The sequence below is a fragment of the Bradyrhizobium sp. CCBAU 53415 genome (assembly GCF_028128735.1).
Classification (GTDB): domain Bacteria; phylum Pseudomonadota; class Alphaproteobacteria; order Rhizobiales; family Xanthobacteraceae; genus Bradyrhizobium.
Map to the genome: position 1 here is coordinate 117,125 of NZ_LBJF01000024.1, position 23,396 is coordinate 140,520.

Sequence of the window (23,396 nt, forward strand, 5' to 3'; positions counted from 1 at the left end):
AGTGCGACGTGAATGATCTGAATGAACCGCATCACATTGAAGACGATTTTGCTTGGCTGGTCCGAGGCCAAACACCATGTTCCCTGCGCTCGCATGCAGCGCGCGCCGGGGGATCTGCGCCGTCAGGCGCTGTCTGCCTTCAAAAGAGAGTCTGTATCACCGGTACCAGCTTTGCGCTGGCGCAGATGAGCATTCCCCAAAGAGCAAAATTGATCTGTAGCGCCGCCGCCATCGGTCGCTCCCCTTCCAAGTGACGTCCATCCCAGTTTGTAACTTTTATGAATCACCAATAGCGATTCCGGCGTGCAGATCACAGCCCAATATTGCGCCAATTGTTGTGCGATGCATTTGGTTTCATGAAGCGGCCTCACTGCGCCCGCAAAGTGATGCGAAAGCATGACCTCATATTCGGCCATGGTTGATATTCGGCCATGGTTGGTTTTGCCTTGAGTTCCATTGAGCCGTCGCGATGCGCGTGTCTCACGCGGATTCTGCGCATCGCACACGCAGCAGAGGCCCGGCATGATTCGACACGGCTTCATCTTGCTCACTTTTTGTACAGCGCTGATAGAGTGCGCAGGCGCTTCAGCGCAGGAACGTCGCCCCATCGCGTGGGACGGTCTCGGCAAGGATCCAAACCGTCCTCATGTCGCGAAGCGACACGTCACGAATCGCGCCCCCGCGGCAAGTGATCCGAATCAGGAGCGGGAACGGGTGCTCGGCACTTTGCGCCCATATTCCGAGGCATGGTGGGCGGTCCACGACGAAATACAGGCGGAGAACGACAAGCAGCTCGGCAGCAAGCTCATGATCTGCCCTCGCTGCATGGAGCCGTCGCCGCCGCGCGAGGACGTCACCGGATCGATCCGGTGAGAGGACAAACGGCGGATCGGCGTGTGACGCAATGAGTCCATGCGTGCCCCCTCTCCCGCAGCATCGGAGAGAGGGGCCGCAGCTCAGTGGACCGTGCGCGCGGTCGCGCCCGTCATATTCCCTCCGCCGGGCAGTTCACCATCCAGGGAATGCCGAACTTGTCGACGCACATGCCAAAGCCCCTGGCCCAGAAGGTCTTGCTGAAGGGCATGGTGACCGAGCCGCCGTCGGCGAGCGCGTTGAACTTGCGCTCGCCGTCTGCGGGATCCTTGACAGTGAGCGAAATCGAAAAACCCTGCGGCTTGTGAAAGTGCTCGGCCGGCGCGTCTGAAGCCATCAGCACGCTGCCGTCGGGCAGCGACATCCGTGCGTGCATGATCATCTTCTCGCGGCCGGGCGCGGCCGGCACATCCGGCGGCGCGTCCGAGGACCGCATCATTGCTTCGATCTTGCCGCCGAGAACCTTGGCGTAGTAGGTGAACGCCGCTTCGCAATTGTCCTGATAGAACAGATAGGGATTGAGCATCGTTTTTCTCCTCTTCGTTTGCGGTGAGGCTCATTGCTTCTCGGTGAGCTTCTTCAGGCCGGCGAGACCTGCCTCGAAATCCTTGCCGATCATGCTGTCCATGTTGATGAACACCTGCATGATCTTGGACAGGAACGGCGCCGGACCGTACATCGCCCATGTGACGAGTGTGGCATCGCCTTGCGGCACAAAGGTGAACTCGGCGGTGTTGTGGCCTTCGAACGGCCGCTCGAAATCGAGCTTGATGCGGAGCTTTGACGGCCCGTTGGCCTCCAGGATCTCCATGTGGCCGGCACCGACATTGTTGTTGCCGTCCCAGGCATAGGTCGCGCCCTGTCCCACCGAGGTTCCGCCGAACATGCGCTTCATGGCGGGATCGCGACTCTCATAGGGTGACCAGCTGGTCCAGCGATGGAAATCAGCAACCAGCGGATAGATCGCATCGGCCGGAGCTTTGACGGCGAGACTGCGCTCGACGCGGAACGTGTCGGGCTTCGTCAGGGCAAAGACGAGGATGCCAGCAAGCCCGGCTGCGAGCAGGATGACGATGACGGCAATGGCTTTCAGCATGATGGGCTCCCTGGATACGGGCTAAGGACGAAGGGGGATGGCCGGCCCCGACAATTCGAAGGCGAAATTATTCTGCCGTCATTCCGGGGCACCCGAAGGGTGAACCCGGAATCTCGAGATTCCGGGTTCGGTCCTGCGGACCGCCCCGGAATGACGGCGAACCATCACGTCGCCTTCGCACCCCGCCTGGCGCCGCCGTTAGCTTGCTTCGGCTGGCTGTCGCGGATCAGGCGATCGAGATGCATGCGGATGTGGGCGGCTTCGGCCGAGGTGTTGGCGAGCGCGATGGCGCGGTCGAAGGCGACGCGGGCTTCGTCGTTGCGGCCGAGCTGCATCAGGAAGGCGCCGCGCACGCCGTAGAAATGGAAATAGCTGGCGAGCTTCGGCGCCAGCGGCTCGATCAGCTCGAGCGCAGCCTGCGGCCCGCGCACCTTGGAGACGGCGACCGCGCGATTGAGGGTCACCACCGGAGACGGCTGCACCACTTCCAGAGCGCCATAGAGCAGATCGATCTGCGTCCAGTCGGTCTCCTCCGGCGTCGATGCGCGCGCATGCAGCGCGGCGATCGCGGCCTGGATCTGGTACGGCCCGCTGCGGCGATGGCGCATCGCCTTGTCGATCAGCGCGAGACCTTCCGCGATCATGGTGCCGTTCCACAGCGAGCGATCCTGATCGTCCAGCAGGATCAGCGATCCGTCCTCGGCAAAGCGCGCGGCGCTGCGCGCGTGCTGCAACAGGATCAGCGCGGTCAGGCCCATGATCTCCGGCTCGCTCGGAAACAGCCGAAGCAGCAGGCGCGCCAGCCGGATTGCCTCTTCGCACAGCGGCTTTCTGATCTCCGCGGTGTCGCCACTTGCCGAATAGCCCTCGTTGAAGATCAGGTAGATCATCGCCGCGACACCGGTGAGGCGCTCGGAGCGCTCGACCGCGCCGGGCGCTTCGAAGGGGGCGCCCGCCTCGGCGACCTTTGCCTTGGCCCGCGTGATGCGCTGCTCCATCGCGGCTTCCGAGACCAGGAAGGCGCGTGCGATCTGCTTCACGGTGAGGCCTGAGACGATGCGCAACGCGAGCGCAATCTGCTGCGTCGCCGGCAATTGCGGATGACAGCAGATGAACATCAAACGCAAGATGTCGTCGCGATAGTGCGAGCCGTCGAGCCGCTCGGCCAGCGCGCCCTCGGCATCATCGAGATCCGAGATGGCCTGGTCATCCTCCGGCAGCGGCTGCTGCTTGCGCGCGCGGCGCACCTCGTCGATCGCGACGTTGCGGCCGACCATGATCAGCCAGGCTGCGGGATCGCGCGGCGGCCCGTTCTGCGGCCAGGACTTGAGCGCGCGCAGGCAGGCGTTCTGAAAAGCCTCCTCAGCGGTGTCGAGATCGCGGAAATAGCGCAGCAGCGCGCCCACCGCCTGGGGTCGCGCCGAGGTCAGCGCAGTCTCGATCCAGGCGGTATCGGCATCGCTCACGTCAGGTTTCCTCCGGGCCGGAACACGCCGACGGGACGCACCTCATAGGCACCGCCGGGATTGGCGGCTCCAAGCTCGCGAGCGACGTCGAGCGCGTCGTCGAGGTTCTTGCAGTCGACGATGTAGAACCCGAGCAGCTGCTCCTTGGTCTCGGCATAGGGGCCGTCGAGCACCAGAGGTGGGTCCTCCTTGCGCAGCGTCGCCGCCGCGGTCGTCGGCAGCAGCCGCGCCACCGGTCCGAGCCGGCCCTGCTTGGTGAGCTTTTCCTGCACCACGGCGAGCTTCGTCATCACGGCCTCATCCTGCTCCTTGCTCCAGGAGCCGACGAAATCCTCGTCGTGATAGCAAAGAATGGCGTACAGCATGGGCGACACTTTCCTCGTCTGTTCTGAAGACGCGCCAATATGCCCCGCGCCGACAGGGCTGCGGAAAAAAATTGCAGGAAAAATCCGGCAGATCGTGCCAAGGAGGGCCTTCTCAAGCGGAACCGACGAGGCACTTCGAATGACCCTGGGCACACTGGCCGTTCTGATCAACAGCACGCAGCAGAACTGGCTGCCGGAGCGCTGGAAGGCCCGCTTCGAAGCGGTCTGCGGGGACCGCCGCGTGGTCCTGCTGCCGGATGCCGGGCTCGACCCGGCGAAGGTACACTATGCCGCGGTGTGGAAACCGGTGCCGGGCGATCTCGGTGCGTTCCCCAATCTGCGCGCGATTTTCAATCTCGGCGCCGGCGTCGACGCACTGATGGCGGACAAGAGCCTGCCCGACGTGCCGCTGGTGCGCGTCGCCGTGCCCGATCTCACCAATCGCATGACCGAATATGTCGTGCTGCACGTTCTGATGCACCATCGCCAGGAGCTTTACCTAAGGCAATCGCAGCGCGAGAAGCGCTGGGAGCCGAAATATCAATGGCCGGCGAGCGCGATCACCGTCGGGGTCATGGGATTGGGCACGCTGGGGGCCGATGCGGCCAATGTGCTGCGGCGGCTCGGATTCCGCGTCGCCGGCTGGAGCCGCAGCCCGCGGACGATCGACGGCGTCGAATGCTTCCACGGCGCTGCGCAGATCGACGCGTTCCTGCGCACGACCGACATCCTGGTCTGCCTGCTGCCGCTGACGCCCGACACGAATGGCATCCTCAATCGCGACGTCTTCACAAAGCTCAACCGCAACAGCCCGCTCGGCGCGCCCGTGCTGATCAATGCCGGCCGCGGCGGCCTTCAGAACGAAGCCGACATCCTGGCCTGCCTCGACGACGGCACATTGGGCGCCGCCTCGCTCGACGTCTTCGTGCAGGAACCGCAGCCGGCGGACAGCCGCTTCTGGACCCACCCCAAGGTGGTGCTGACGCCGCACAACGCAGCCGACACCGACGCGGACGCGATCTCGGCCTATGTCGCCGAGCAGATCGCGCGGTTCGAGGCGGGCGGAGCGCTGGAGAATGTGGTGGATCGCGCAAGGGGGTATTGAGGCTTCGCTTCCAGGCTAGCCTTTGACGCCGACCATCATATCGATCGCGCCCTTCACGATCGCCTCCAGCTCCTTGCGCGGAACGCGGGCGCGCGAACGAACAGCGATGGAGTGCACGGTGGCTGATGCGATCTGCGCCAGCACGGCCGGATCGGCGCTCTCCGGCAACTCGCCCTTCTCCTTGGCGCGGCGGAAGCAACTGGCAAAAGCCTTGTCGAGCTCGGTGAGGCCGTCGAGCACCATGGCGCGGATCTCGGGATCGCTCACCGCCTCGGACGCCGCCGTCACCACCGTGAAGCAGCCGCGCGGGCCGGTCTCGCCGGAGAGATAGATGTTCAGCGCGGAGGCGAAGATGCGCTCCAGCCGCTGGCGCAGCGGCATCTCCTCGCGAAAGATCGCGGCCATGGATGCTCGCGCTTCCTCACGGTAGCGCTGGTAGCTCTTGATGTAGAGCTCCCGCTTGTCCCCGAAGGCGCCATAGAGGCTCGGACGATTCATGCCGGTGGCCTCGCTGAGATCGTCGAGCGAGGTCGCGGCAAAACCCTGCCTGCGGAACAGGTCGAGCGCCTTGCCGAGCGCGACATCGGGCTCGTAGGCGCGTGGGCGGCCGCGGCGCTTGGGTTCACCGCGGCGCCCAGGCTCATCGGCAGCAATTGGCGGCTTCGATTTTTGTACCATTTCGCAAATTAATCCTTGACCGCCGATATATTATGCAAGACAGTACAAAAATCAATCTGGCCAGGTTGAGCGACACGCCAAAGTCACACTGAGGAATTGCCCAAGGAGGCTACTGATGGATCTCTATTTCTCGCCGCTCGCCTGCTCCATGGCGACCCGCGTCGCGCTGTACGAAGCCGGTGCCGAGGCGAATTATCTCGAAGTCGATCCGCCGACCAAGAAGGTTCTGAACGACGGCTCCGATTTCCGGAACGTGAATCCGATCGGTCTGGTGCCGACGCTGCGCACCGACGAGGGCGTGGTGCTGACCGAGAACGCGGCGATCCTGCAATATGTCGCCGACCGCTTCCCGCAATCCGGCCTCGGTGCCGCAGCGGGCATCGATCGCACCCGACTGCACCAATGGCTCTGCTTCATTGGCACCGAGCTGCACAAAGGCCTGTTCGTGCCTGTGCTCGACCGCAAGGCGCCACAGGAGGCCAAGGCCTATGTGCTGGAGAAGAACCTGTCGCGGCTCGACTATCTCGACAATTACCTCAAGGGGCGCGAGTTCGTGCTCGACCATTTCAGCGTCGCCGATGCCTATCTCGTCACGGTCATCAACTGGACCATGGCGACGCCGCCGATCGAGCTTGCGAAATGGCCGAACGTGAAGGCCTATTACGAGCGTTTGCGCCAGCGGCCCTCGGTCGCGAAGGCGATTGCAGAAGAGTTCGAACTGTACAAGGCCGAGCTCGCGCGCAAGAAGGCGGCGGCGTAGGCCGGGCCGAACACCGCTTCGCCCCTCCTCGCTCAAGACGTCGTCCCTGCCGACAAGGCTGGGACGACGTTTGCGCTTGAAAGAGGTTGTGAGGAAAAAGGCGTGGGGAAGTGTGACCGCGACGCTTCCGCGCCCTCGTCATTGCGAGGAGCCCGAGACAGAATTGCGAAGCAATTTTGCGCTGATGCGACGAAGCAATCCAGAGTCTTTCCGCGGAAAGATTCTGGATTGCTTCGCTTTGGCTCGCAATGACGGAGTGTGGAGGACTGACGTCGCTCTAGAAACGCGCGCTTCATCTGCGGACACACCTTCACGTTCTCGCGGCTTGTTTTGCCCGAGCTTTGCTGATCTCTTCCGCCCTCATCTCAAGCAAGGGCGCAGGGAAGGCCGGGCGCCGGCTGGCACCCGAAGTCCCGCGTGGGCAAAAAAAGCGCACGGGGTGGACGACAGGTGTGCCGGTCGCCCGGCCCTCCCTGCGCGATGGTTTTCACGGTGTCCTTCGTGCTCTCCTCGGGGAGCGCTGCACTATTGCCCCCGTCGCCTTGCGGATGGCTGATGCACGTGCCCGGTCGGGCCGCCGCATCACCGCAAGCCTTGGCGCCAGAACCCCGGGCGTCAGGACCACACGACTTCTCCGTCCGCGCACATCCTCGCTGGGTCCTCCGCGGCTGGCGTGCGCTCACCACAAAGGCCATTCGAAGACGCTGTCAGCGCCGTGTCGTATCGCGCCTTGTCGCTGCTCACGGTCTCCCGCCCTGCAGCTGCCATGCGCGCCGACGCCGTCGCGGCCACCGCATCCCGGCCCGCGCTTCGTGACGATCGCGAAACGCCCCTTGTGGCGGGCGGGATGAGCAGGCTTGTACGGCAAAACCGAACTTCTGTAAATTCGAATATTTTTGCGGTTCGCTATCGACCCAGCGCTGGGGTGTTTTGCCCGTCGGGCAGCACAACAGATGGTGTGGAGCCAAGCGTCAGCGCCGTGGCGTCGGGGGCCACCTCTTCCCCGTGGAGAAGGTGTTTTCCCGTAAAGCACCTGCGGCAGACCACAGGAAGGGTGGAGCGCCACGAAACCCATCAATCCGTTCGCCGCTGACGAACGCACGATGGGTTTCGCAAAGGGCTCGGCCCATCCCACGCGTGTATGAACGGCCGCATGAATTTTGTTCGTTGGCCCACCGCGTGCCCATACCATCGATTGGCCCGCGGGGGCGCTTACAGATAGAAGCGGATATCGGCCCTCCGACAATCCCTGTTGAAACGGTCGAAAATGACCCATCGCGGACTTAGCGGCGCGCCGGACTACGGAGGACCCCACTCAACGATTATTGTCGCCGGTTCCTGTACATTCCACCCAGTGTACCGGCTACCGACCCAAGGCACAGAGGCGCACCAACGCCGATCATTGCCCAGAATGCGACTAGCAGGAGGTGAGCTGCCAAACCTTCTCCTATGACGTCACCTCGTAACCAAAGAGGTGCCGCTGCGGTCAGGAGCAACAGAGACCCGGCAACGGCGATTTTCATCCAAGATGTTGAGCGTGGATCACGCCGGGCGAAGTGAAATGACCCCCATGCGGCCGTGGAGGCAAGGACCGTCCATAGGATGCCAAGTGAAAGCATAGAGAGACAACATCCTCCAATCGACTTCCATCGATAGAGAAGATTGGTGCACAAATCTTCGTCTATCAGATTAAAAATTCGAGCAAAATCCGTCCATCACTCTCAAGTCGGAGGTCGGCTCATGGCCCATAGCGACATATTGCGCCGCCGCACGAATTCAGCCGCTTCAGGGGCGAAGCAGACATTGCGTTCGTTGCGTCCTGCCGCTGGGGTTATGGGTACAGGGCCTGGCGAGCTTGCCGCGCCCCACGCGGCGCGACACGCAGACCCCTCCCCCGCTGGGGAGAGGTGGAATTCACCCGTACAGCATCCGCGGCAGGATCGTGACGATGCCCGGCCACAGCGTCAGCAGCAGCACGAAGCCGACCATGATCATCAGATAAGGCATCGTGACGCGCGCGATGTAGCCGAGGCCGTCGTCCGTCAGGCCCTGAATCACGAACAGGTTGAAGCCGACCGGCGGGGTGATCTGCGCCATCTCGACGGCGAGCACCAGGAAGACGCCGAACCAGACCTCGTCGAAGCCCGCGCCCTTCACGATCGGCAGCACGATCGGCAGCGTCATCACGATCATCGAGAAGCCGTCGAGGAAGCAGCCGAGAACGAGATAGAAGAGGATCAGCGTCACGATCAGCATGAACGGCGACAGGCCGAGGCCCTTGACGAAGGCGGCTACTGCCTGCGGGATGCCGAGGAAGGCCGCGGCATTGCCGAGGATCGAGGCGCCGAGCACGATCAGCGCGATCATCGAGCAGGTCACGACTGAGCCGATCAGGACGTCGCGCATGACCTGTTGCGACATCGCGCCTTGCGCCCAGGCGACCAGGGCCGCGCCGAGCACGCCGACGGCGGCGGCCTCCGACGGCGTCGCGAGCCCGCCATACATCGAGCCGAGCACGCAGGCGATCAGGAACAGCGCGGGCGCAAGATCCCTCAGCGCGGCAAAGCGCTCGCTCCACGGCACTTGCGAGAGTTTCGCTTCCGTCTCCGGCACCATCGTGCGATCGAGGCTCGTGTGCAGCATCACCCAGGCCATGAAGGTCGCGGCCAGCAGGAATCCCGGCAGCACGCCGGCCGTGAACAGCTTCAGGATCGAGACATCGCCGAGCACGCCATAGATGATCATGATGTTTGACGGCGGGATCAGGAAGCCGAGCGTGCCGGCGCCGGCGAGCGAACCGATCGCGATGTCGCGGGAATAGCCGCGGCGCGTGAGTTCGCTGAGCGACATGCGGCCGATCACCTGCGTGGTCGCGGCCGACGAGCCCGAGATCGCCGCGAAGATGGTGCAGCCGATCACGTTCACATGCAGCAGGCGGCCGGGCAGCAGACCGGCCCAGGGGGCCAGTCCCTGGAACAGGGAGCGCGAAAGGCGGGTGCGAAACAACAGCTCGCCCATCAGGACGAACAGCGGCAGCGCGAGCAGTTCCTGCGTGGTCAGGATGTTCCAGGCGTACTGGGGCAGCAGCTTGTCGAGCGGGATCGAGCGGAACATCGCGAGCAGCAGCGTCGCAGTGAGCGCGAGCGTCAGGCCGATCCAGACGCCGCAGGCGAGCAGCGCAAACAGGATCGCGAACAGGGCGACGACTTCGATGGTCATGCGATCTCGGATCCGGAAGCGAGCAAAGCGGTCATTCGACGGGCGAGGCCTTCATGCGATGATCCTCGAGCGGCAGGCCGAGCGCGGCCTGGATCGCGCGCGCCAGGAACTGGAGCGTGAGCAGCAGCATGCCGAAGGTGACGACGGCTTCCGGAAACCACAGCGGCGTGTCGCTCGAGGTGGAGACCTGGCCGCGCACGAACGCGCCCCAGGCGAATTTCGCCATGGCCGAGGTCAGGAACGCCATGAAGGCAAAGCCGGCCGCCGCCGAGAGAATTTCGAGCGCGCGCTGCACCGGCGCCGGCGCGTTGTTGAGGAGCAGCACGACGCGGATGTGGCCGCCGACACGAAGCGTCATGGCGGCGCCGAAAGTGAAGGACGCCGCCATCAGATAGGACGAGTACTCCCAGGCGATCGAAATGCTCGGCGGGAAGAACGGCAGGAAGTTCGACAGGAAGCGGGTTGCGACCTCGCACAGCATCAGCAGCGTCAGCATCAAGAGACAGAAGCCGCCGATCCAGCCGTCGAGCCGACCGAGTCGGTCGATGCCGTCGAGCAGAATGCGCAGCGGCACCGGTGCCGCTGCATTCAGACTCTGCGGAGCTTCGGGCGAGATGCTCACCACGACGTCATCCTCAGCCACGCTTCATTTCGGCGAGATAGGCCCGCACCGGCTTGTCGGCCGCCGGCACACGCTTGAGGAAGGCATCTAACTGCGGCGCAGTCTTGGCACGGATGTCCGTCATCATGGCTTGCGAGACCGGCACCACCTCCATGCCGCCTTCCTTCAGGCGGTTGAGGCTGTCGACATCGGCCTTGAGCGAATTGGCCCAGAAGCCCGGCTCCATCTTCGCCGCGATATCCGCAACCAGCTTCTGCTGATCGCCGGAGAGAGCCTTCCAGGAATCGAGATTGACGGTGAGCATCTGCGACGACCAGACGTGGTTGGTCGGGTAGACGTATTTCAGGAATTCCCAGAACTTGCCGTCGACGCCGGACACGGCCGACGTCGAGACGCCGGCGACCGCGCCGGAGGCGAGCGCAGGAATCGTCTCGCCCCAGGGAATCATGACAGCGGCCATGCCGATCGCATCGAGCATTTCGACCGCGCCCTTGTCGGGCACGCGGATCTTGATGTTCTTCAGGCCTGCGACGTCGGAGACCTTGACCTTGAGGTGTAGATACTGCGTCGGCCACGGCACGACGTAGAGAATCTTCTGGTTGTTGCGCGCAGCGATCTTCTCGTATTCGGGCCGCACATATTTGTGCAGTACCTTGAGCTCGTCCACCGAGCCGCAGAGGAAGGGAATGCTCTCGACGCCCATGAACGGCTCGTCGCCGACCTGCTGGATGTTGAGGACGTCGGCGAGCGGAACGAGGCCGTCGCGCACGGCGCGCAGGTGCTCGGGGCCCTTGAAGCCGAGCTGACCACCGGGCTTCACGGTGATGTTGACCGTGCCGCCGCTTTGCTTCTTCACCTCCTCGGCGAAGGCAAAGGCGTTCCGGGTGTGGAAATTGCCGTCAGGCCACACCGTCGACATGTCCCAGCTTACCGTCGCCGCCCGCGCGCGGGTGGAGATGTGGCCGGCGGCGAGTAGCGTCGCTGCACCCGCGGTGAAGTTCCGTCGCGTGATCATTGCACCCCTCCGTTTGCTACGCGCACGACGCCTGAGGCGTCACCGCGAGTACCCATAGATTGCGACCGCCTTGTCGACGGACACGAGTCCGCTTTCGACGTCGTCATTGACCGCCGCGCGCTCGCGCTTGGCGGGATCGCCGATGCCAGCGCCGCCCGGCGTCAGCACCACCAACCGGTCGTCCGGCGGCACCTGCTGAAAGCCTTTCCCTCGCAGCTTCTTTCCGGACTTGAGGCCGACATAGCCGGCCTCGCCGTCCCGGCCGCCATCGCGGCCGCGCGGCGGATGATCAATGCGGTCGAACGCGGCGAGAATGTCGAAGGGCGCATCGACACCGCTGCCGACTTCGATGATCTGACCGAGGCCGCCACGGGTGCGCCCTGCCCCGCCGGAATCCGGACGCAGCTCCTTGCGCCAGAAGATCAGAGGCGTCTGCGTCTCTGCGATCTCGACCGGCGTGCCGCGCACACCGCTGGGATAGGCGGTCGCCGACAGCCCATCCTTGCCGAAGCGCGCGCCGGTGCCGCCATTGGAGGTCACCGCCATGGAGAACCCGTAATTGCCGCCAACGCCGCTTCGGGTCTGCCCGCGCACGTTGAGATTCCACAGGCACGAGGTGCCTTCCGCAGGCACGCGCTCGGGAATGATCTGACGCAGGCAGCCGAACACGACGTCGGGCAGCATCTGGCCGATGATGTGGCGCGAGGCGACCGGTGCCGGCTTCGGCGCGTTGAGGATTGCGCCCGCGGGCGCCGACACCGTCAGCGGCGAGAGCGAGCCGGCATTGTTCGGGATCTGCGAGGCGACGACGCAGCCGAGGCCGAACACGGTGTAGGCCGTGGTGTAGGACAAGGGCACGTTGATGCCGAACTTCGAGGCGGCGGACGTGCCGTCGAAATCGACGTGTATGCCGTCGTCCGAGATCGTCAGCGTCGCCGCCAGCGTCACCGGCGCGTCATAGCCGTCGACCGCCATGGTGTTGCGCCAGCTGCCCTTCGGCAGCTTCGCGATCTCGGCGAGCACGGCCTCGCGCGAGCGGTCGCAGATGTAGTCGCCGAGCTCGTCGAGCGTGTCGATGCCGAACTCGTTCATCATCTCGACCAGCCGCTCGCAGCCGACGTCGTTGCAGCCAGCGAGCGAATAGGTGTCGCCCTCGGTGTCGATCGGCAGCCGCGTGTTGGTGCGGATCATCGCCATCAGCGTCTCGTTGACGACGCCCTGGTCGATCAGCTTCAGCATGGGGATGTAGAGCCCCTCCATGAACACGTCGGTGGCGTCGGGCCCGAAGCCGATGCCGCCGATGTCCATCAGATGGCTGGTGCAGGAGAACAGCGCGACGACCTTGCCGTTCTTGAAGCAGGGCGTGGTGACGACGAAGTCGTTGAGGTGGCCGGTGCCCATCCAGGGATCGTTGGTGATGTAGGCATCGCCTTCCTTCATCGTCTCGATCGGAAAGTGGGCAATGAAATGCTTGACCGATTCCGCCATCGAGTTGACGTGGCCGGGCGTGCCGGTCACCGCCTGCGCCAGCATGCGCCCCTTGAGGTCAAACACGCCGGCCGACAGGTCGCCACATTCGCGCACGATCGGGCTGAACGCGGTGCGAAGCAGCACCTGCGCCTGCTCCTCGACCACGGCGATCAGCCGGTGCCACATGATCTGAAGGTCGATCAGGCTCGCGCCGCTTGCCTTGCTCATGATCAGGCCGCCTTTCGTTCCATGACGATGCTGCCCGCACCGTCGATATGGGCGTCAAAACTGGTGGAGACGAAGGTCGAGGTCTCGTCTTCCGCGATCACGGCGGGACCCGCGATCGTCGCGCCCGGCACCATGTCCTCGCGGCGATAGAGCGGGATCTCGATCACTTCTCCCGCGCGGCCGTCGAAGAATTTGCGGCTGCCGGACGCCTTGGCCGCAGGCTCGCGTGCGACGGAAGCAACGGCGGGCGGATTGCGCGCCTCGGTGGTGGCGAGCACCGACCAGCTCAACACCTCGATGGCGGCCCCCGGGATCGGCCGCTCGAACATCGCGGCATAATCCGCCTCGAACTTCTGGCGCAGGCCGGCGAGATCGGCTGACGTCAGCGCCCGGTTCGGCAGTTCGACCGAGATCTCGTGGCCCTGGCCGACATAGCGCATGAAGGCGGCGCGGCGCTCGCGCACCGGCGCGCCGGCCGCGCCAGGCTCCACCAGCGCACGCGCCTCGGTCGCCATCTCCTGCAGGAGGTCCGAGACCGCCTCGGTGTCGAAGTCATCGAGCCGGACATGACGACTGCGCACCAGCTCATAGGCGATGGGCGCAGCCAGAAAGCCGACGGCCGAACCGACGCCGGCATTCGATGGCACGATCACGCGGGAGACGCCGATCTTCTCGGCAACGCGCGCCGCATGCAGCGGCGCAGCGCCGCCGAAGGCGATCAGCGTGTGCTGGCCGACAATCTCCCCGCGCTCGACCGCATGCACACGCGCCGCGCTAGCCATGTTCTCGCAGACGACCTCGTGCACGGCATAAGCCGCGGTCTCCGCGGACAGGCCGAGCGGCGCGCCGACATCGCGCAGCAGCGCCTGTTTTGAAAGCTCCGGATCGAGCTTGATGGTGCCCGCCGCAAACGCATCGGGATCGATCATGCCGAGCGCAACGTCGGCATCCGTCACCGCGGGACGCTGGCCGCCGCGACCGTAGCAGGCGGGGCCCGGCTCCGATGAGGCGCTCTCGGGGCCGACAGTGACGCGCTTCATGGCGTCGACATGCGCGATCGAGCCGCCGCCGGCGCCGATCTCGACCATCTCGATCACGGGAATGCGTACGGGCAGACCGGAGCCCTTGAGGAAGCGCGCGGCGCGATCGACCTCGAACACGCGTGAGGTCTCGGGCTGGTACCTTTCGATCAGGCAGATCTTTGCCGTGGTGCCGCCCATGTCGAAGGAGAGAACCTTGCTCTCGCCCAGACGCGCCGCGATCTGCGCCGCGAAAATCGCCCCGCCCGCCGGACCGGATTCGACGAGGCGCACCGGAAAACGCCGCGCCGTATCGATCGAGGTGACGCCGCCGCCGGAGGTGACGAGATAGATGGCACCGCGGAACTGCTCGACCTGCAAGGCGTCGGCCATGCGGGCGAGATAGCCGTCGATCAGCGGTTGCACATAGGCATTCGCAACCGCAGTCGATGTGCGCTCATACTCGCGGATCTCGGGACACACTGCCGACGATACGGTCACGGAGATGCCGGGCATTTCATCACTGATGATCGCAGCCGCGCGGCGCTCATGCTCAGGATTGGCATAAGAATGCAAGAACGCGATCGCGACGCTCTCGACCTCGAGCTCACGCAATCTCTGCGCGAGCGCGCGCACCGCCGTCTCGTCGAGCGCGAGACGAACGGCTCCGTGGGCGTCGATGCGCTCGGCCACGGTGAAGCGCAGGCTGCGCGGCGCCAGCGGCTTCGGCTTGTCGATGCCGAGATCATATTGGTCGTAGCGGCTTTCGGTGCCGATATCGAGCACGTCGCGGAAGCCCTCGGTTGCGATCAGCGCGGTCTTGGCCCCGCGGCGCTCGATGATGGCATTGGTCGCGAGCGTCGTGCCATGAATGAAGACGTCGATGTCGCTGATGTGCGCGCGTGCATCGGCAAGGATGAGGCGCATGCCGTCAAGCACAGCCTGCTCGGGGCGCTGCGGAGTGGTCAGCACCTTCCGGGTTTTGCGATCCTGCCCCACGTCCAGCACGATGTCGGTGAACGTGCCACCGATATCAACGGCAAGCCGCACCTCGGCTCCCTCAAGCATTCCAAAATCTCCGTGCTGGTCGTCAAGACTGGGGTCAAAAGCGCAGCAATTTCCATGCCATGGACGAGCGGAAGAGTGCCGCGCCCGGCTATTCTGCTTGGCACCTATGCAATAGGCAAGGCGCGTTCGCCGCCTGCTCGATCAGAGCAGGAATGCAAGCGCTGTCTCGCAGCGCTCCTCGACCTTGAGCGTCAGGAGATCGTCGGCGCGGGTGCGGCCGAGGTTGACCGCCGCAATCGGAATATCGCGGCGCGCGGCGGCCTGGACGAAGCGGAAACCCGAATAAACCATCAGCGAGGAGCCGACGATCAGCATGGCGTCGGCTTGCGCCAGATGATCCTGCGCGGTGGCGACGATGTCGCGCGGGACGTTCTCGCCGAAGAACACGACGTCGGGCTTGAGGATGCCGCCGCAGGCTTCGCAGGCCGGCACTCGGAAGGACGAAAAATCCTCGTGCTCCAGATCGGCGTCGCCATCAGGCGCATCCGCGGCATCGAGCGTCAGCCACGCCGCATTGGCGCGGCCAAGGTCGTGCTGAAACTCGTCGCGTGGCGTCTTGCGGCCGCAGCCCATGCAGCGGACGAGATCGAGCCGGCCGTGCAGGTCGATGACCTGCCGGTGGCCGGCCGACTGATGCAGCCGATCGACGTTCTGAGTCAGCAGCATCCCGCACCGGCCGTTCGCCTCGAGCCGGGCCAGCGCATGATGCGCATCGTTCGGCTTCGCCTGGCCGAACCGCCGCCAGCCGATCAGGCTGCGCGCCCAATAGCGCCGGCGCGTGTGCTCGTCCGACATGAAGGCCTGGAAATTGACCGGCTGGGTCCGCTTCCAGTTACCTTGGCTGTCGCGGTAGTCGGGAATGCCTGAATTGGTGCTGCAGCCGGCACCGGTCAGCACGAACAAACGTTCGTGCCGGCCGACGAAATCCTGGAGCGGAGGGTTTGACATGGCACCAGATGTAGGTCGCGAGGGCGGGCTTTTCCAGATTACCGTCGGCGGGACGGACGCCCTGCGATGGACGATGGGTGAGATTTCTCCTGGTCCGCCGTGTGGGCGGCTTGCTGCAACGTCCGCCGAAACTCATCACGCTTTTCGTGCACCGAGGCTATCGCATGCCCGACCGCAACCCCGAGGCCGACGAGCGCGGCTTCTGAAAGCTGCAAGCTCGCCTCGATGGTTTCCGGCACCGCGTCAGTTGCACCGATTGCATAGAGGTGACGGGCATGATCGGCGTCGCGCGCGCGGGAAACGATCAACACATCCGGCCGCACCGCACGGCTCCGCTCGACGACTGCATCGATCGCCGTTCGCGACTGAATCGTAATGATCACGCCGGTCGTCTGCATCAGGCCGCAAGCTTCGAGAAAGCCCGGCTCTGTCGCGTCGCCAAAGAAGACCTTATGGCCGTCGCGGCGATCGCGCGCCACGGCGATCGGATCGTGATCGACCGCGATGTAGTCCACGCCATGGGTGGTAAGCAGCGAACAGACCACTTTTCCAACACGACCGTAGCCGACCACGATGGCCTGCGTTCGGTCACCTGGCGGCTGAACCGTCAGTTCGGGATCGACGATGCGCCCGTCGGCCAGCTTGGCGGACAGTCGTCGTCCGAGCGCGCCCAGAAGCGGCGTCAATGCCATCGTCACGGCGGTGATGGCGACGGCAAAGCTCGACACGCGAGGCTCGATCAGGCCTCCGGCCGCCGCCATTCCGATGCTGACGAAGGCGAATTCGCCGACGGGACCGAGCAGGAAGCCGATCTCGATCGCCGCCGGCCACGAGAGCCTGAAGAGGCGGCCCAGAATGATGAGCACGATCACCTTGCCGGCGAGAATGCCGATAACGGCAGCCAGCAGCCAACCGGGCTCGCGCACGAACACGCGGAAGTCGATGGCCATGCCGACGGTGAAGAAGAAGATGCCGAGCAACAGGCCCTTGAACGGCTCGACGGTGGCCTCGATCGCCTTTCCATACTCCGTTTCCGCCAGCATCAGTCCTGCAACGAATGCCCCGAGCGCCATCGACAGGCCGGCCTGGTGCGCCGCAAGCCCGGCGCCGACGATGACGAACAAGGTTGCGGCGACGAACAACTCCGTCGAATGGGTGCCTGCAACCATCTGGAACAGCGGACGCATCAACAGCCGTCCGATCAGAATGAGAAAGGCGACCGCCACGACCGCCTTCAGGATCGCCGTGGAGATGTGCGTCACGACCGAGCCACCGCTGCCTGCGCCGAGCACCGAGACGAAGACGAGAATGGGGACCACGGCGAGGTCCTGGGCCAGCAACACCGAGAAGCTGGCGCGCCCGGCCGTGGTCGCAAGCCGCCTCTCGGCGGAGAGAAGCTCGAGCACGATAGCCGTCGAGGACAGCGCGAGGCTCGCACCGATGATAACGGCGGTATCGGAGTTTTGCCCGGATAGAACCGCCACGCCGAATATCGAGGCGGACGTTGCCGCCACCTGCAGGCCGCCAAGCCCGAACACCAGCCGTCGCATCGTGACGAGCCGCCTGAAAGACAGCTCGAGCCCGATCAGAAACAGCAGGAAGACGATGCCAAGATTGGCGATACCCTCGACGTTCTGCGCGTCCGTCACCGTGAACCAGTACAGGAACGGGATTTCTCGAATGAGCGAGCCGAGCCCGAGCGGACCGAGAATGGCGCCGGCACCGAGATAGCCCAGCACCGGATTGATACCCCAGTGACGGACGATCGGCACCACCACGCCGGCGGTAGCGAGAACCACGAGCGCGTCACTGTAGGCATTGATGTTGATGGTCGTGGTCACGAGCCCGTCATGTGTCGGCGCTTGCCAATAGCGGCAGCGTCGTCCGCGGTCGATAGCACACGGCGCCGCAGCCCCCAAACCCGCGCTGTTTTCTCCGCGCGGGCACTGGCGGCCGCCGATGCGGATGGTCCGAGCTGGCGTTCAGCTCGCCCAATTCTCCCGGAATTCAGGGAACAGCGTCAGGCCTCCGCAGGCATAGAGGGTCTGTCCAGTGATGTAGCTCGCGTCCTCCGAGGCGAGGAAGGCGAACACGGCGGCGATCTCCTCCGGCGTGCCGACGCGGCCCAACGGAATGTGGCTGGTGACGACGCCGCGCTTTTCGCGATCGCCGGTCCATGCCGCGTTGATCGGCGTGTCGATCGCGCCTGGCCCCACCGCGTTGACGCGGATGCCCCGGCCGGCAAATTCGAGCGCCAGCGTGCGCGTCAGATTGGCCATGCCGCCCTTGCTGATCGAATAAGCGAGATAGCCGGGCTTTGGAATGATCTGGTGGACGCTGGAGCAGTTGATGATGCTGCCGCCTCCGCCGCGTGCGATGAAATGCGCGAGCGCCTTCTGCGCGCAGAGCACGGCCCCGTTGAGATTGACGTCGATGATGCGGCGATAGGTTTCGACATCGAGCGCCTCGCTCGGCGACTCCTTCTGGAAGCCGGCATTGTTGACGAGACAGTCGAGACGTTTCCAGCGAGAGAGGATCGCCTCGAACATCGCGGCAATGTCCTGCTCATTGCCGACATTGGCCTTGACGATGCAATGATCGGGCTCGCCGTGGCCGCGATCGCCCGAAGCTGCCCGCGCGAGCGCGAGCGTCTCCTCGGCCCGCTCCACGTTCTCGAAATAATTGATGGCGACGGTTGCGCCTTCCTGGGCGAGCCGGACGGCGACCGCCCGACCGATGCCTTGCGAGGCGCCGGTCACCAGGGCGTATTGGCCGACAAGGCGCGAGGGAAAGGTGGTCGAGCGATCGGGTTGCGGCATGGGTTCTCTCCAGGGTGCCTCATCATCGACGGAAAGCGCCTTTTGTTCCATCCCTTCGGCGCATCAAGGTTGCAGTACCGATCCCGCCGATCGTGAACGCACCGAATTTGAGCGTGAGATCGCCGGCGCCTGCGGTGAGCGCCACCGCGACGGTGATCAGGTTCGCCGGATTTGCGAAGTCGACCTTGTTCTCGACCCAGATCCGTCCCGCCATCGCCGCGATCAACCCAAACAGCACGATCGAGAGGCCGCCGATGACGGGACCGGGGATCGACAGGATGAGCGCGCCGAACTTTGGCGAGAATCCGAGCAGGATCGACACCGTGGCCGCGAAGGCGAACAGCAAAGTCGAATAGACCTTCGTCGCCGCCATGACGCCGATGTTCTCGGCATAGGTGGTGACGCCGGTGCCGCCGCCGCAGGCGGCCACGATGGTCGCGAGGCTGTCCGCGAACAGGGCGCGGCCGAGATAGGCGTCGAGACTGCGCCCCGTCATGGCGCCGACGGCCTTGATGTGGCCGAGGTTCTCGGCGACGAGGATGACCGCGACCGGCGCGATCAGGAAGATTGCGTCGGCTTGGAAGCTGGGCGCGGTGAAGCTCGGCAGGCCGAACCACGGCGCGGCCGAGAGTTGCGCAAAGTCGACCGGCTTGCCGAAGCCGAGACCGTTCGCGAACAGCAAATACAACAGATAGCCGCCGATCGCGCCGAGGATGATCGGCAGCCGTCGCCACAGGCCGGGAGCGGCAACGGCAACCAGGCCGATGATCAGAACGGTCGCAAGGCCGATCCAAGTGTCGAACGCGTTTGTACTCACCGCCTTGACCGCCACGGGCGCGAGGTTGAGGCCGATCGCGGCGACTACAGCGCCGGTGACGGCCGGCGGCATCAAGCGCTCGACCCAGCCGACGCCGGACCACATCACGATCAGGGCAATCAGGCCGTATAGCACACCGGCGCCGACGATGCCGCCGAGCGCAACCGACAGGTTCGGGTTCGGTCCCTGCCCGGCATAACCGGTCGCCGCAATGACGACGGCGATGAATGCGAAGCTCGAGCCGAGATAGCTCGGCACGCGCCCCGCGACGATGACGAAGAAGATCAGCGTGCCAACGCCGGAGAACAGGACCGCAACATTGGGATCGAACCCCATCAGCAGCGGGGCGATGATCGTCGAGCCCGACATCGCGACGCAATGCTGGAGACCGGAGACGACGGTCTGGCCCCAGGACAGCCGCTCCTCCGGCATGATCACGCCCGAGGTTTTCAACGTCCAACGCGGAAAATAGCCTTGCTGGCGCGAGTCTGTTGCAGTCGACATGTTCCTCCCACGTGCGGCGCGGCAATCGATCTTCGTGCTAACAGACAAAAATGTGATTGTCGCTTCTGCGGCGGCCATCACATGATGAAGCTCATGCAAGATCCAAATCCTGCAAGATCAATGCGTTCCGGGGCTAACTCTATGACACAAGTCGCGATCCAGCCAGCCATCGTCCGCCGGCATCAGCCCTGGTACAAGATCCTCTACGTCCAGGTCCTGATCGCGATCGCGCTCGGCGTGCTCATCGGCTATTTCTATCCCGATCTTGGCAAGGCATTGAAGCCGCTCGGCGACGGCTTCATCGCGCTGATCAAGATGATGATCGCGCCGGTGATCTTTTGCACCGTGGTGCACGGCATCTCCTCGATGGGTGACCTCAAGCGTGTCGGCCGGGTCGGGCTGAAGTCGCTGATCTATTTCGAGACGGTCTCGACCGTCGCGCTCGCGGTCGGCCTGCTCGTCGGCGAGATTCTCCAGCCCGGGCACGGCTTCAACATCGATCCCGCCACGATCGATCCGAAATCTGTGGCGACCTACGTCACCAAGGCCAAGGAAGAAGGCATCGTCGCCCATCTGATGGCGATCATCCCGGACAGCTATCTGGGCGCGATCGCGCGGGGCGACCTCTTGCAGGTGCTGTTGATCTCGATCCTGTCGGGCTTCGCTATCGCCTTCCTCGGCAAGGCCGGCGAACCCATCGCGGAGGCGATCGACAAGGCCGCGAAGATGTTCTTCGGCATCATCCGCATCATCGTCCGCGTCGCCCCGATCGGCGCGTTCGGCGCGATGGCGTTCACCGTTGGCGCCTATGGTCTCGGCTCGCTGCTCAACCTCGCCGCGCTGATCGGAACGTTCTATCTCACCAGCATCCTGTTCGTACTGATCGTGCTAGGTGCGATCGCTCGCCTCGCCGGCTTCTCGATCCTGCGCTTCATCGCCTACATCAAGGACGAGCTGCTGATCGTGCTTGGCACCTCGTCCTCCGAGACGGTGTTGCCGCAGATGATCCAGAAGATGGAGCATCTCGGTGCCTCGCGTTCGGTGGTCGGCCTCGTCATTCCCACCGGCTACAGCTTCAACCTCGACGGCACCAACATCTACATGACACTGGCGACGCTGTTTCTGGCACAGGCAACCAACACCCATCTCACCATCTGGCAGGAGCTCGGCATTTTGGGCATCGCCATGATTACCTCGAAGGGCGCTTCAGGCGTGACCGGCGCCGGATTCATCACGCTCGCAGCAACGCTCTCGATCGTGCCCGACATCCCGATCCAGTCGATCGCGATCCTGGTCGGCATCGACAAATTCATGAGCGAATGCCGTGCGCTGACCAATCTGATCGGCAACGGCGTTGCCTGCGTCGTCATCAGCATCTCCGAAGACGAACTCGATCGCGACGCGCTGCACGAGACCATGGCGCACCCGCTGGAGATCGGTGAGGCATTGGAACCGGGCGGGGGCGCGGCCTCATAGGCCCGCACACGGCAAGACACATCCTGGTTCCAACGCGGTAGTTTCCCGGAGTAGAAAATTGATGCGGCACGGGTCACAACGATCTGGTTGGGATCACGGATTGATACTCATTTTTTCCACCCGACGCGCTAGGGGCAGGGCGTCGGGTTTTTGAAAATCACCGCCATATCGAACCACCGGGGTGGGATCAGACGATCCCGCCATCGATGCGCGTCATCTCGGCGACAACGTCGATCCGCCGCGTAATCCCGATCGCCCGCAAGAACGCTTCGTCATGGCTGACGACGAGCAGCGCGCCATCATAGGCCTGCAAGCCGGCCTCGACGGCTTCGATGGATTCGACGTCGAGATGATTGGTCGGCTCGTCCAGGATCAGCAGCGACGGCGGCGTCCGCCCGCCGAGCACACAGGCAAGACCCGCACGAAACATTTGCCCGCCACTCAGGCTTCCGGCTGCTTGCAAGGCGGCATCGGCGCGAAACATGAACCGGGCGAGCGCGGCATGGCACTCATTCGCACCCGCGCTCGGATTGAGACGCCGAAAATTGTCCAGGATGGAGAGCGCCGGATCGAGCAGACTGACCTTCTGGTCGAACAGTGCGAAATCCGGCCTGACCCGCACGATGCCCGCGAGCGGACGCAGTTCGCCGGCGATGAGTTTCAGCAGCGTCGTCTTGCCGGAGCCATTGGGCCCGACCAGTGCGACCCGCTCCGGCCCGACGACCGCAAATGAAAGATCGCGCAGGACAGGCTGCTCCGGCCGATAGCCTGCACTGACGCCGTCGAGCCAAAGCACCTCCCTGCCCGCCGGCAGGCCAGTCACGGGCAACCTGACGGAGAGGGGCTGAAGAATCTCGATGCGCCGGCGCGCCGCGTCCACGGCATCGATTGCGTCTGCGCGCCGCCGCTCGGCGATTTGCGCGGTCTTGCCGCCGCTGTCCTCGCTGCGATCCTTGCGTGCCCCGGCCAGGATCCGCGGCATGTCGCCCTTGGCGCGCTTCTTGCTGCCGCCGCGGTCCTTGCGCGCTTTCCTTTCCGCAGCCTCTTGTGCCTTGCCGTCGATCTCGGACAGGCGCCTTTCGGCATGAGCGAGGTCATGCCTGATAGCGTCGAGTTCGACGGCCTTCTGCTCGCGGTACCGGCTCCAATTGCCGCCGTATCGCGTGGCTCCGAGCGACGTCAGCTCGACGATCGCATCCATGGTCTCAAGCAGGCTTCGGTCGTGGCTGACGACGATCGCGCCGCCGCGCCAGGCGGCGAGGAGAGCGGTCACCGCCTTGCGTCCGTCCTGGTCGAGATTGTTGGTGGGTTCGTCCAGCAGCAGGAAGTCGGGCTCGGCGAAGACCAGTGCGGCGAGTCGAACGCGCGTGATCTGGCCGCCCGACAAGCAAGACAGCTCCGTATCGGGAGACGGATCGAACCCGAGGCGCGCCAGCGCGGCCTCGAGCCGCGTTTCCAGTGTCCAGTCGATCGCCGCGATGTCGTCCGCCGACGCATCGCCTCGCTCCGCACGGCGAAGCAGGTCGAGCGCCCGCCGCACGCCGAACAGGTCGGCTACGGTCGCGCCGGCAAAAACCTGCACATCCTGGCGCAACAAGCCGATGGTGCCGCTGATCAGAATGCGCCCTGATTGGGGCACATGCTCCCCCAGGATCGCCGCAAGCAGCGTCGTTTTCCCGACGCCGTTGCGGCCGACGAGACCGGTCCGCTCGGCTGCGAATGTCAGATCGATGCTGGAGAGAAGAGGACGGCCGTCAGGTGCAGACAGCGACAGGTCGGACAGAATGATCGAAGCAGGCATGGAATTCCCCGTGGGCAAGGCAGGTGGGCTTTGCGATCGGGGTCATA

At 64.5% G+C, this 23,396-nt stretch carries 20 protein-coding genes; 4 read left to right on the plus strand and 16 right to left on the minus strand.

Annotation, left to right across the window (positions count from 1 at the left end; all coding sequences use genetic code 11):
* Window positions 1–122 precede the first annotated feature (122 nt).
* The gene (locus XH87_RS18805) at window positions 123–416 is read right to left on the minus strand and encodes a hypothetical protein (protein ID WP_271588408.1); all 294 of its coding nucleotides are present in this window, start codon (window positions 414–416) and stop codon (window positions 123–125) included.
* A 106-nt stretch (window positions 417–522) separates the two neighbouring features.
* On the opposite strand from XH87_RS18805, the gene XH87_RS18810 reads away from it, so the two are divergent.
* Entirely contained in the window at window positions 523–873 is a 351-nt protein-coding gene (locus tag XH87_RS18810) for a hypothetical protein (RefSeq protein WP_271588409.1), read from the plus strand.
* A 112-nt stretch (window positions 874–985) separates the two neighbouring features.
* Here the strand turns inward: XH87_RS18810 and XH87_RS18815 are convergent, their stop codons facing one another.
* From XH87_RS18815 to XH87_RS18830, 4 genes are all read right to left on the minus strand, one after another.
* Window positions 986–1,399 (minus strand): VOC family protein, encoded by a 414-nt coding sequence (locus tag XH87_RS18815; protein WP_035704629.1) that lies wholly within the window; start codon window positions 1,397–1,399, stop codon window positions 986–988.
* Between the two features lie 30 nt (window positions 1,400–1,429).
* Window positions 1,430–1,969: an SRPBCC family protein gene (locus XH87_RS18820; protein ID WP_158668614.1), complete on the minus strand. Its 540-nt coding sequence runs from the start codon at window positions 1,967–1,969 to the stop codon at window positions 1,430–1,432.
* Window positions 1,970–2,133: 164 nt separating this feature from the next.
* Window positions 2,134–3,435 carry an RNA polymerase sigma factor gene (locus XH87_RS18825; RefSeq protein WP_271588410.1) on the minus strand — a complete coding sequence of 434 codons (1,302 nt, stop codon included), beginning with the start codon at window positions 3,433–3,435 and terminating at the stop codon, window positions 2,134–2,136.
* A complete protein-coding gene (locus XH87_RS18830) occupies window positions 3,432–3,800 on the minus strand; it encodes a YciI family protein (protein ID WP_035704626.1) in 369 nt (122 codons plus the stop codon). Before XH87_RS18830 ends, XH87_RS18825 begins: the two co-directional genes overlap by 4 nt.
* A 139-nt stretch (window positions 3,801–3,939) precedes the next feature.
* Between XH87_RS18830 and XH87_RS18835 the strand changes: the two genes are divergently transcribed.
* Window positions 3,940–4,905 carry a 2-hydroxyacid dehydrogenase gene (locus XH87_RS18835; RefSeq protein WP_271588411.1) on the plus strand — a complete coding sequence of 322 codons (966 nt, stop codon included), beginning with the start codon at window positions 3,940–3,942 and terminating at the stop codon, window positions 4,903–4,905.
* Between the two features lie 15 nt (window positions 4,906–4,920).
* On the opposite strand, the gene XH87_RS18840 is transcribed toward XH87_RS18835, so the two are convergent.
* A complete protein-coding gene (locus XH87_RS18840; RefSeq protein WP_271588412.1) occupies window positions 4,921–5,583 on the minus strand; it encodes a TetR/AcrR family transcriptional regulator in 663 nt (220 codons plus the stop codon).
* Window positions 5,584–5,698: 115 nt separating this feature from the next.
* Between XH87_RS18840 and XH87_RS18845 the strand changes: the two genes are divergently transcribed.
* Window positions 5,699–6,343, plus strand: a complete 645-nt coding sequence (locus XH87_RS18845; protein WP_271588413.1) for a glutathione binding-like protein — start codon at window positions 5,699–5,701, stop codon at window positions 6,341–6,343.
* Between the two features lie 1,914 nt (window positions 6,344–8,257).
* Here XH87_RS18845 and XH87_RS18850 read toward each other — a convergent pair.
* From XH87_RS18850 to XH87_RS18890, 9 genes are all read right to left on the minus strand, one after another.
* Window positions 8,258–9,562 (minus strand): TRAP transporter large permease, encoded by a 1,305-nt coding sequence (locus XH87_RS18850; protein ID WP_271588414.1) that lies wholly within the window; start codon window positions 9,560–9,562, stop codon window positions 8,258–8,260.
* A 31-nt stretch (window positions 9,563–9,593) separates the two neighbouring features.
* Window positions 9,594–10,187 (minus strand): TRAP transporter small permease subunit, encoded by a 594-nt coding sequence (locus XH87_RS18855; RefSeq protein WP_035704655.1) that lies wholly within the window; start codon window positions 10,185–10,187, stop codon window positions 9,594–9,596.
* 10 nt (window positions 10,188–10,197) lie between these two features.
* Window positions 10,198–11,199 carry a TRAP transporter substrate-binding protein gene (locus tag XH87_RS18860; protein ID WP_271588415.1) on the minus strand — a complete coding sequence of 334 codons (1,002 nt, stop codon included), beginning with the start codon at window positions 11,197–11,199 and terminating at the stop codon, window positions 10,198–10,200.
* Window positions 11,200–11,238: 39 nt separating this feature from the next.
* Entirely contained in the window at window positions 11,239–12,897 is a 1,659-nt protein-coding gene (locus XH87_RS18865) for a hydantoinase B/oxoprolinase family protein (protein WP_271588416.1), read from the minus strand.
* A 2-nt stretch (window positions 12,898–12,899) separates the two neighbouring features.
* Entirely contained in the window at window positions 12,900–14,984 is a 2,085-nt protein-coding gene (locus tag XH87_RS18870; RefSeq protein ID WP_271588417.1) for a hydantoinase/oxoprolinase family protein, read from the minus strand.
* Window positions 14,985–15,125: 141 nt separating this feature from the next.
* Window positions 15,126–15,932 (minus strand): NAD-dependent protein deacetylase, encoded by an 807-nt coding sequence (locus XH87_RS18875; RefSeq protein WP_035704609.1) that lies wholly within the window; start codon window positions 15,930–15,932, stop codon window positions 15,126–15,128.
* Between the two features lie 38 nt (window positions 15,933–15,970).
* Window positions 15,971–17,773 (minus strand): cation:proton antiporter domain-containing protein, encoded by a 1,803-nt coding sequence (locus XH87_RS18880; protein ID WP_271588418.1) that lies wholly within the window; start codon window positions 17,771–17,773, stop codon window positions 15,971–15,973.
* Window positions 17,774–17,914: 141 nt separating this feature from the next.
* On the minus strand, window positions 17,915–18,751 hold the full coding sequence (locus tag XH87_RS18885; RefSeq protein WP_035704600.1) for an SDR family oxidoreductase: 837 nt from the start codon (window positions 18,749–18,751) through the stop codon (window positions 17,915–17,917).
* Between the two features lie 22 nt (window positions 18,752–18,773).
* A complete protein-coding gene (locus XH87_RS18890) occupies window positions 18,774–20,072 on the minus strand; it encodes a solute carrier family 23 protein (RefSeq protein WP_271588419.1) in 1,299 nt (432 codons plus the stop codon).
* A gap of 141 nt (window positions 20,073–20,213) precedes the next feature.
* On the opposite strand from XH87_RS18890, the gene XH87_RS18895 reads away from it, so the two are divergent.
* Complete coding sequence (locus tag XH87_RS18895; RefSeq protein WP_271588420.1) at window positions 20,214–21,548, plus strand: dicarboxylate/amino acid:cation symporter; 1,335 nt, start codon at window positions 20,214–20,216, stop codon at window positions 21,546–21,548.
* Window positions 21,549–21,735: 187 nt separating this feature from the next.
* On the opposite strand, the gene XH87_RS18900 is transcribed toward XH87_RS18895, so the two are convergent.
* Window positions 21,736–23,349 carry an ABC-F family ATP-binding cassette domain-containing protein gene (locus XH87_RS18900; RefSeq protein ID WP_271588421.1) on the minus strand — a complete coding sequence of 538 codons (1,614 nt, stop codon included), beginning with the start codon at window positions 23,347–23,349 and terminating at the stop codon, window positions 21,736–21,738.
* Between the last annotated feature and the right edge of the window lie 47 nt (window positions 23,350–23,396).

Coding starts and splice junctions, on each gene's coding strand:
- XH87_RS18805 (WP_271588408.1), bottom strand. CDS start 416: ATGGCCGAATATGAGGTCATGCTTTCGCATCACTTTGCGGGCGCAGTG.
- XH87_RS18885 (WP_035704600.1), bottom strand. CDS start 18,751: ATGCCGCAACCCGATCGCTCGACCACCTTTCCCTCGCGCCTTGTCGGC.
- XH87_RS18890 (WP_271588419.1), bottom strand. CDS start 20,072: ATGTCGACTGCAACAGACTCGCGCCAGCAAGGCTATTTTCCGCGTTGG.
- XH87_RS18830 (WP_035704626.1), bottom strand. CDS start 3,800: ATGCTGTACGCCATTCTTTGCTATCACGACGAGGATTTCGTCGGCTCC.
- XH87_RS18900 (WP_271588421.1), bottom strand. CDS start 23,349: ATGCCTGCTTCGATCATTCTGTCCGACCTGTCGCTGTCTGCACCTGAC.
- XH87_RS18840 (WP_271588412.1), bottom strand. CDS start 5,583: ATGGTACAAAAATCGAAGCCGCCAATTGCTGCCGATGAGCCTGGGCGC.
- XH87_RS18845 (WP_271588413.1), top strand. CDS start 5,699: ATGGATCTCTATTTCTCGCCGCTCGCCTGCTCCATGGCGACCCGCGTC.
- XH87_RS18870 (WP_271588417.1), bottom strand. CDS start 14,984: ATGCTTGAGGGAGCCGAGGTGCGGCTTGCCGTTGATATCGGTGGCACG.
- XH87_RS18865 (WP_271588416.1), bottom strand. CDS start 12,897: ATGAGCAAGGCAAGCGGCGCGAGCCTGATCGACCTTCAGATCATGTGG.
- XH87_RS18820 (WP_158668614.1), bottom strand. CDS start 1,969: ATGCTGAAAGCCATTGCCGTCATCGTCATCCTGCTCGCAGCCGGGCTT.
- XH87_RS18895 (WP_271588420.1), top strand. CDS start 20,214: ATGACACAAGTCGCGATCCAGCCAGCCATCGTCCGCCGGCATCAGCCC.
- XH87_RS18835 (WP_271588411.1), top strand. CDS start 3,940: ATGACCCTGGGCACACTGGCCGTTCTGATCAACAGCACGCAGCAGAAC.
- XH87_RS18875 (WP_035704609.1), bottom strand. CDS start 15,932: ATGTCAAACCCTCCGCTCCAGGATTTCGTCGGCCGGCACGAACGTTTG.
- XH87_RS18860 (WP_271588415.1), bottom strand. CDS start 11,199: ATGATCACGCGACGGAACTTCACCGCGGGTGCAGCGACGCTACTCGCC.
- XH87_RS18815 (WP_035704629.1), bottom strand. CDS start 1,399: ATGCTCAATCCCTATCTGTTCTATCAGGACAATTGCGAAGCGGCGTTC.
- XH87_RS18810 (WP_271588409.1), top strand. CDS start 523: ATGATTCGACACGGCTTCATCTTGCTCACTTTTTGTACAGCGCTGATA.
- XH87_RS18850 (WP_271588414.1), bottom strand. CDS start 9,562: ATGACCATCGAAGTCGTCGCCCTGTTCGCGATCCTGTTTGCGCTGCTC.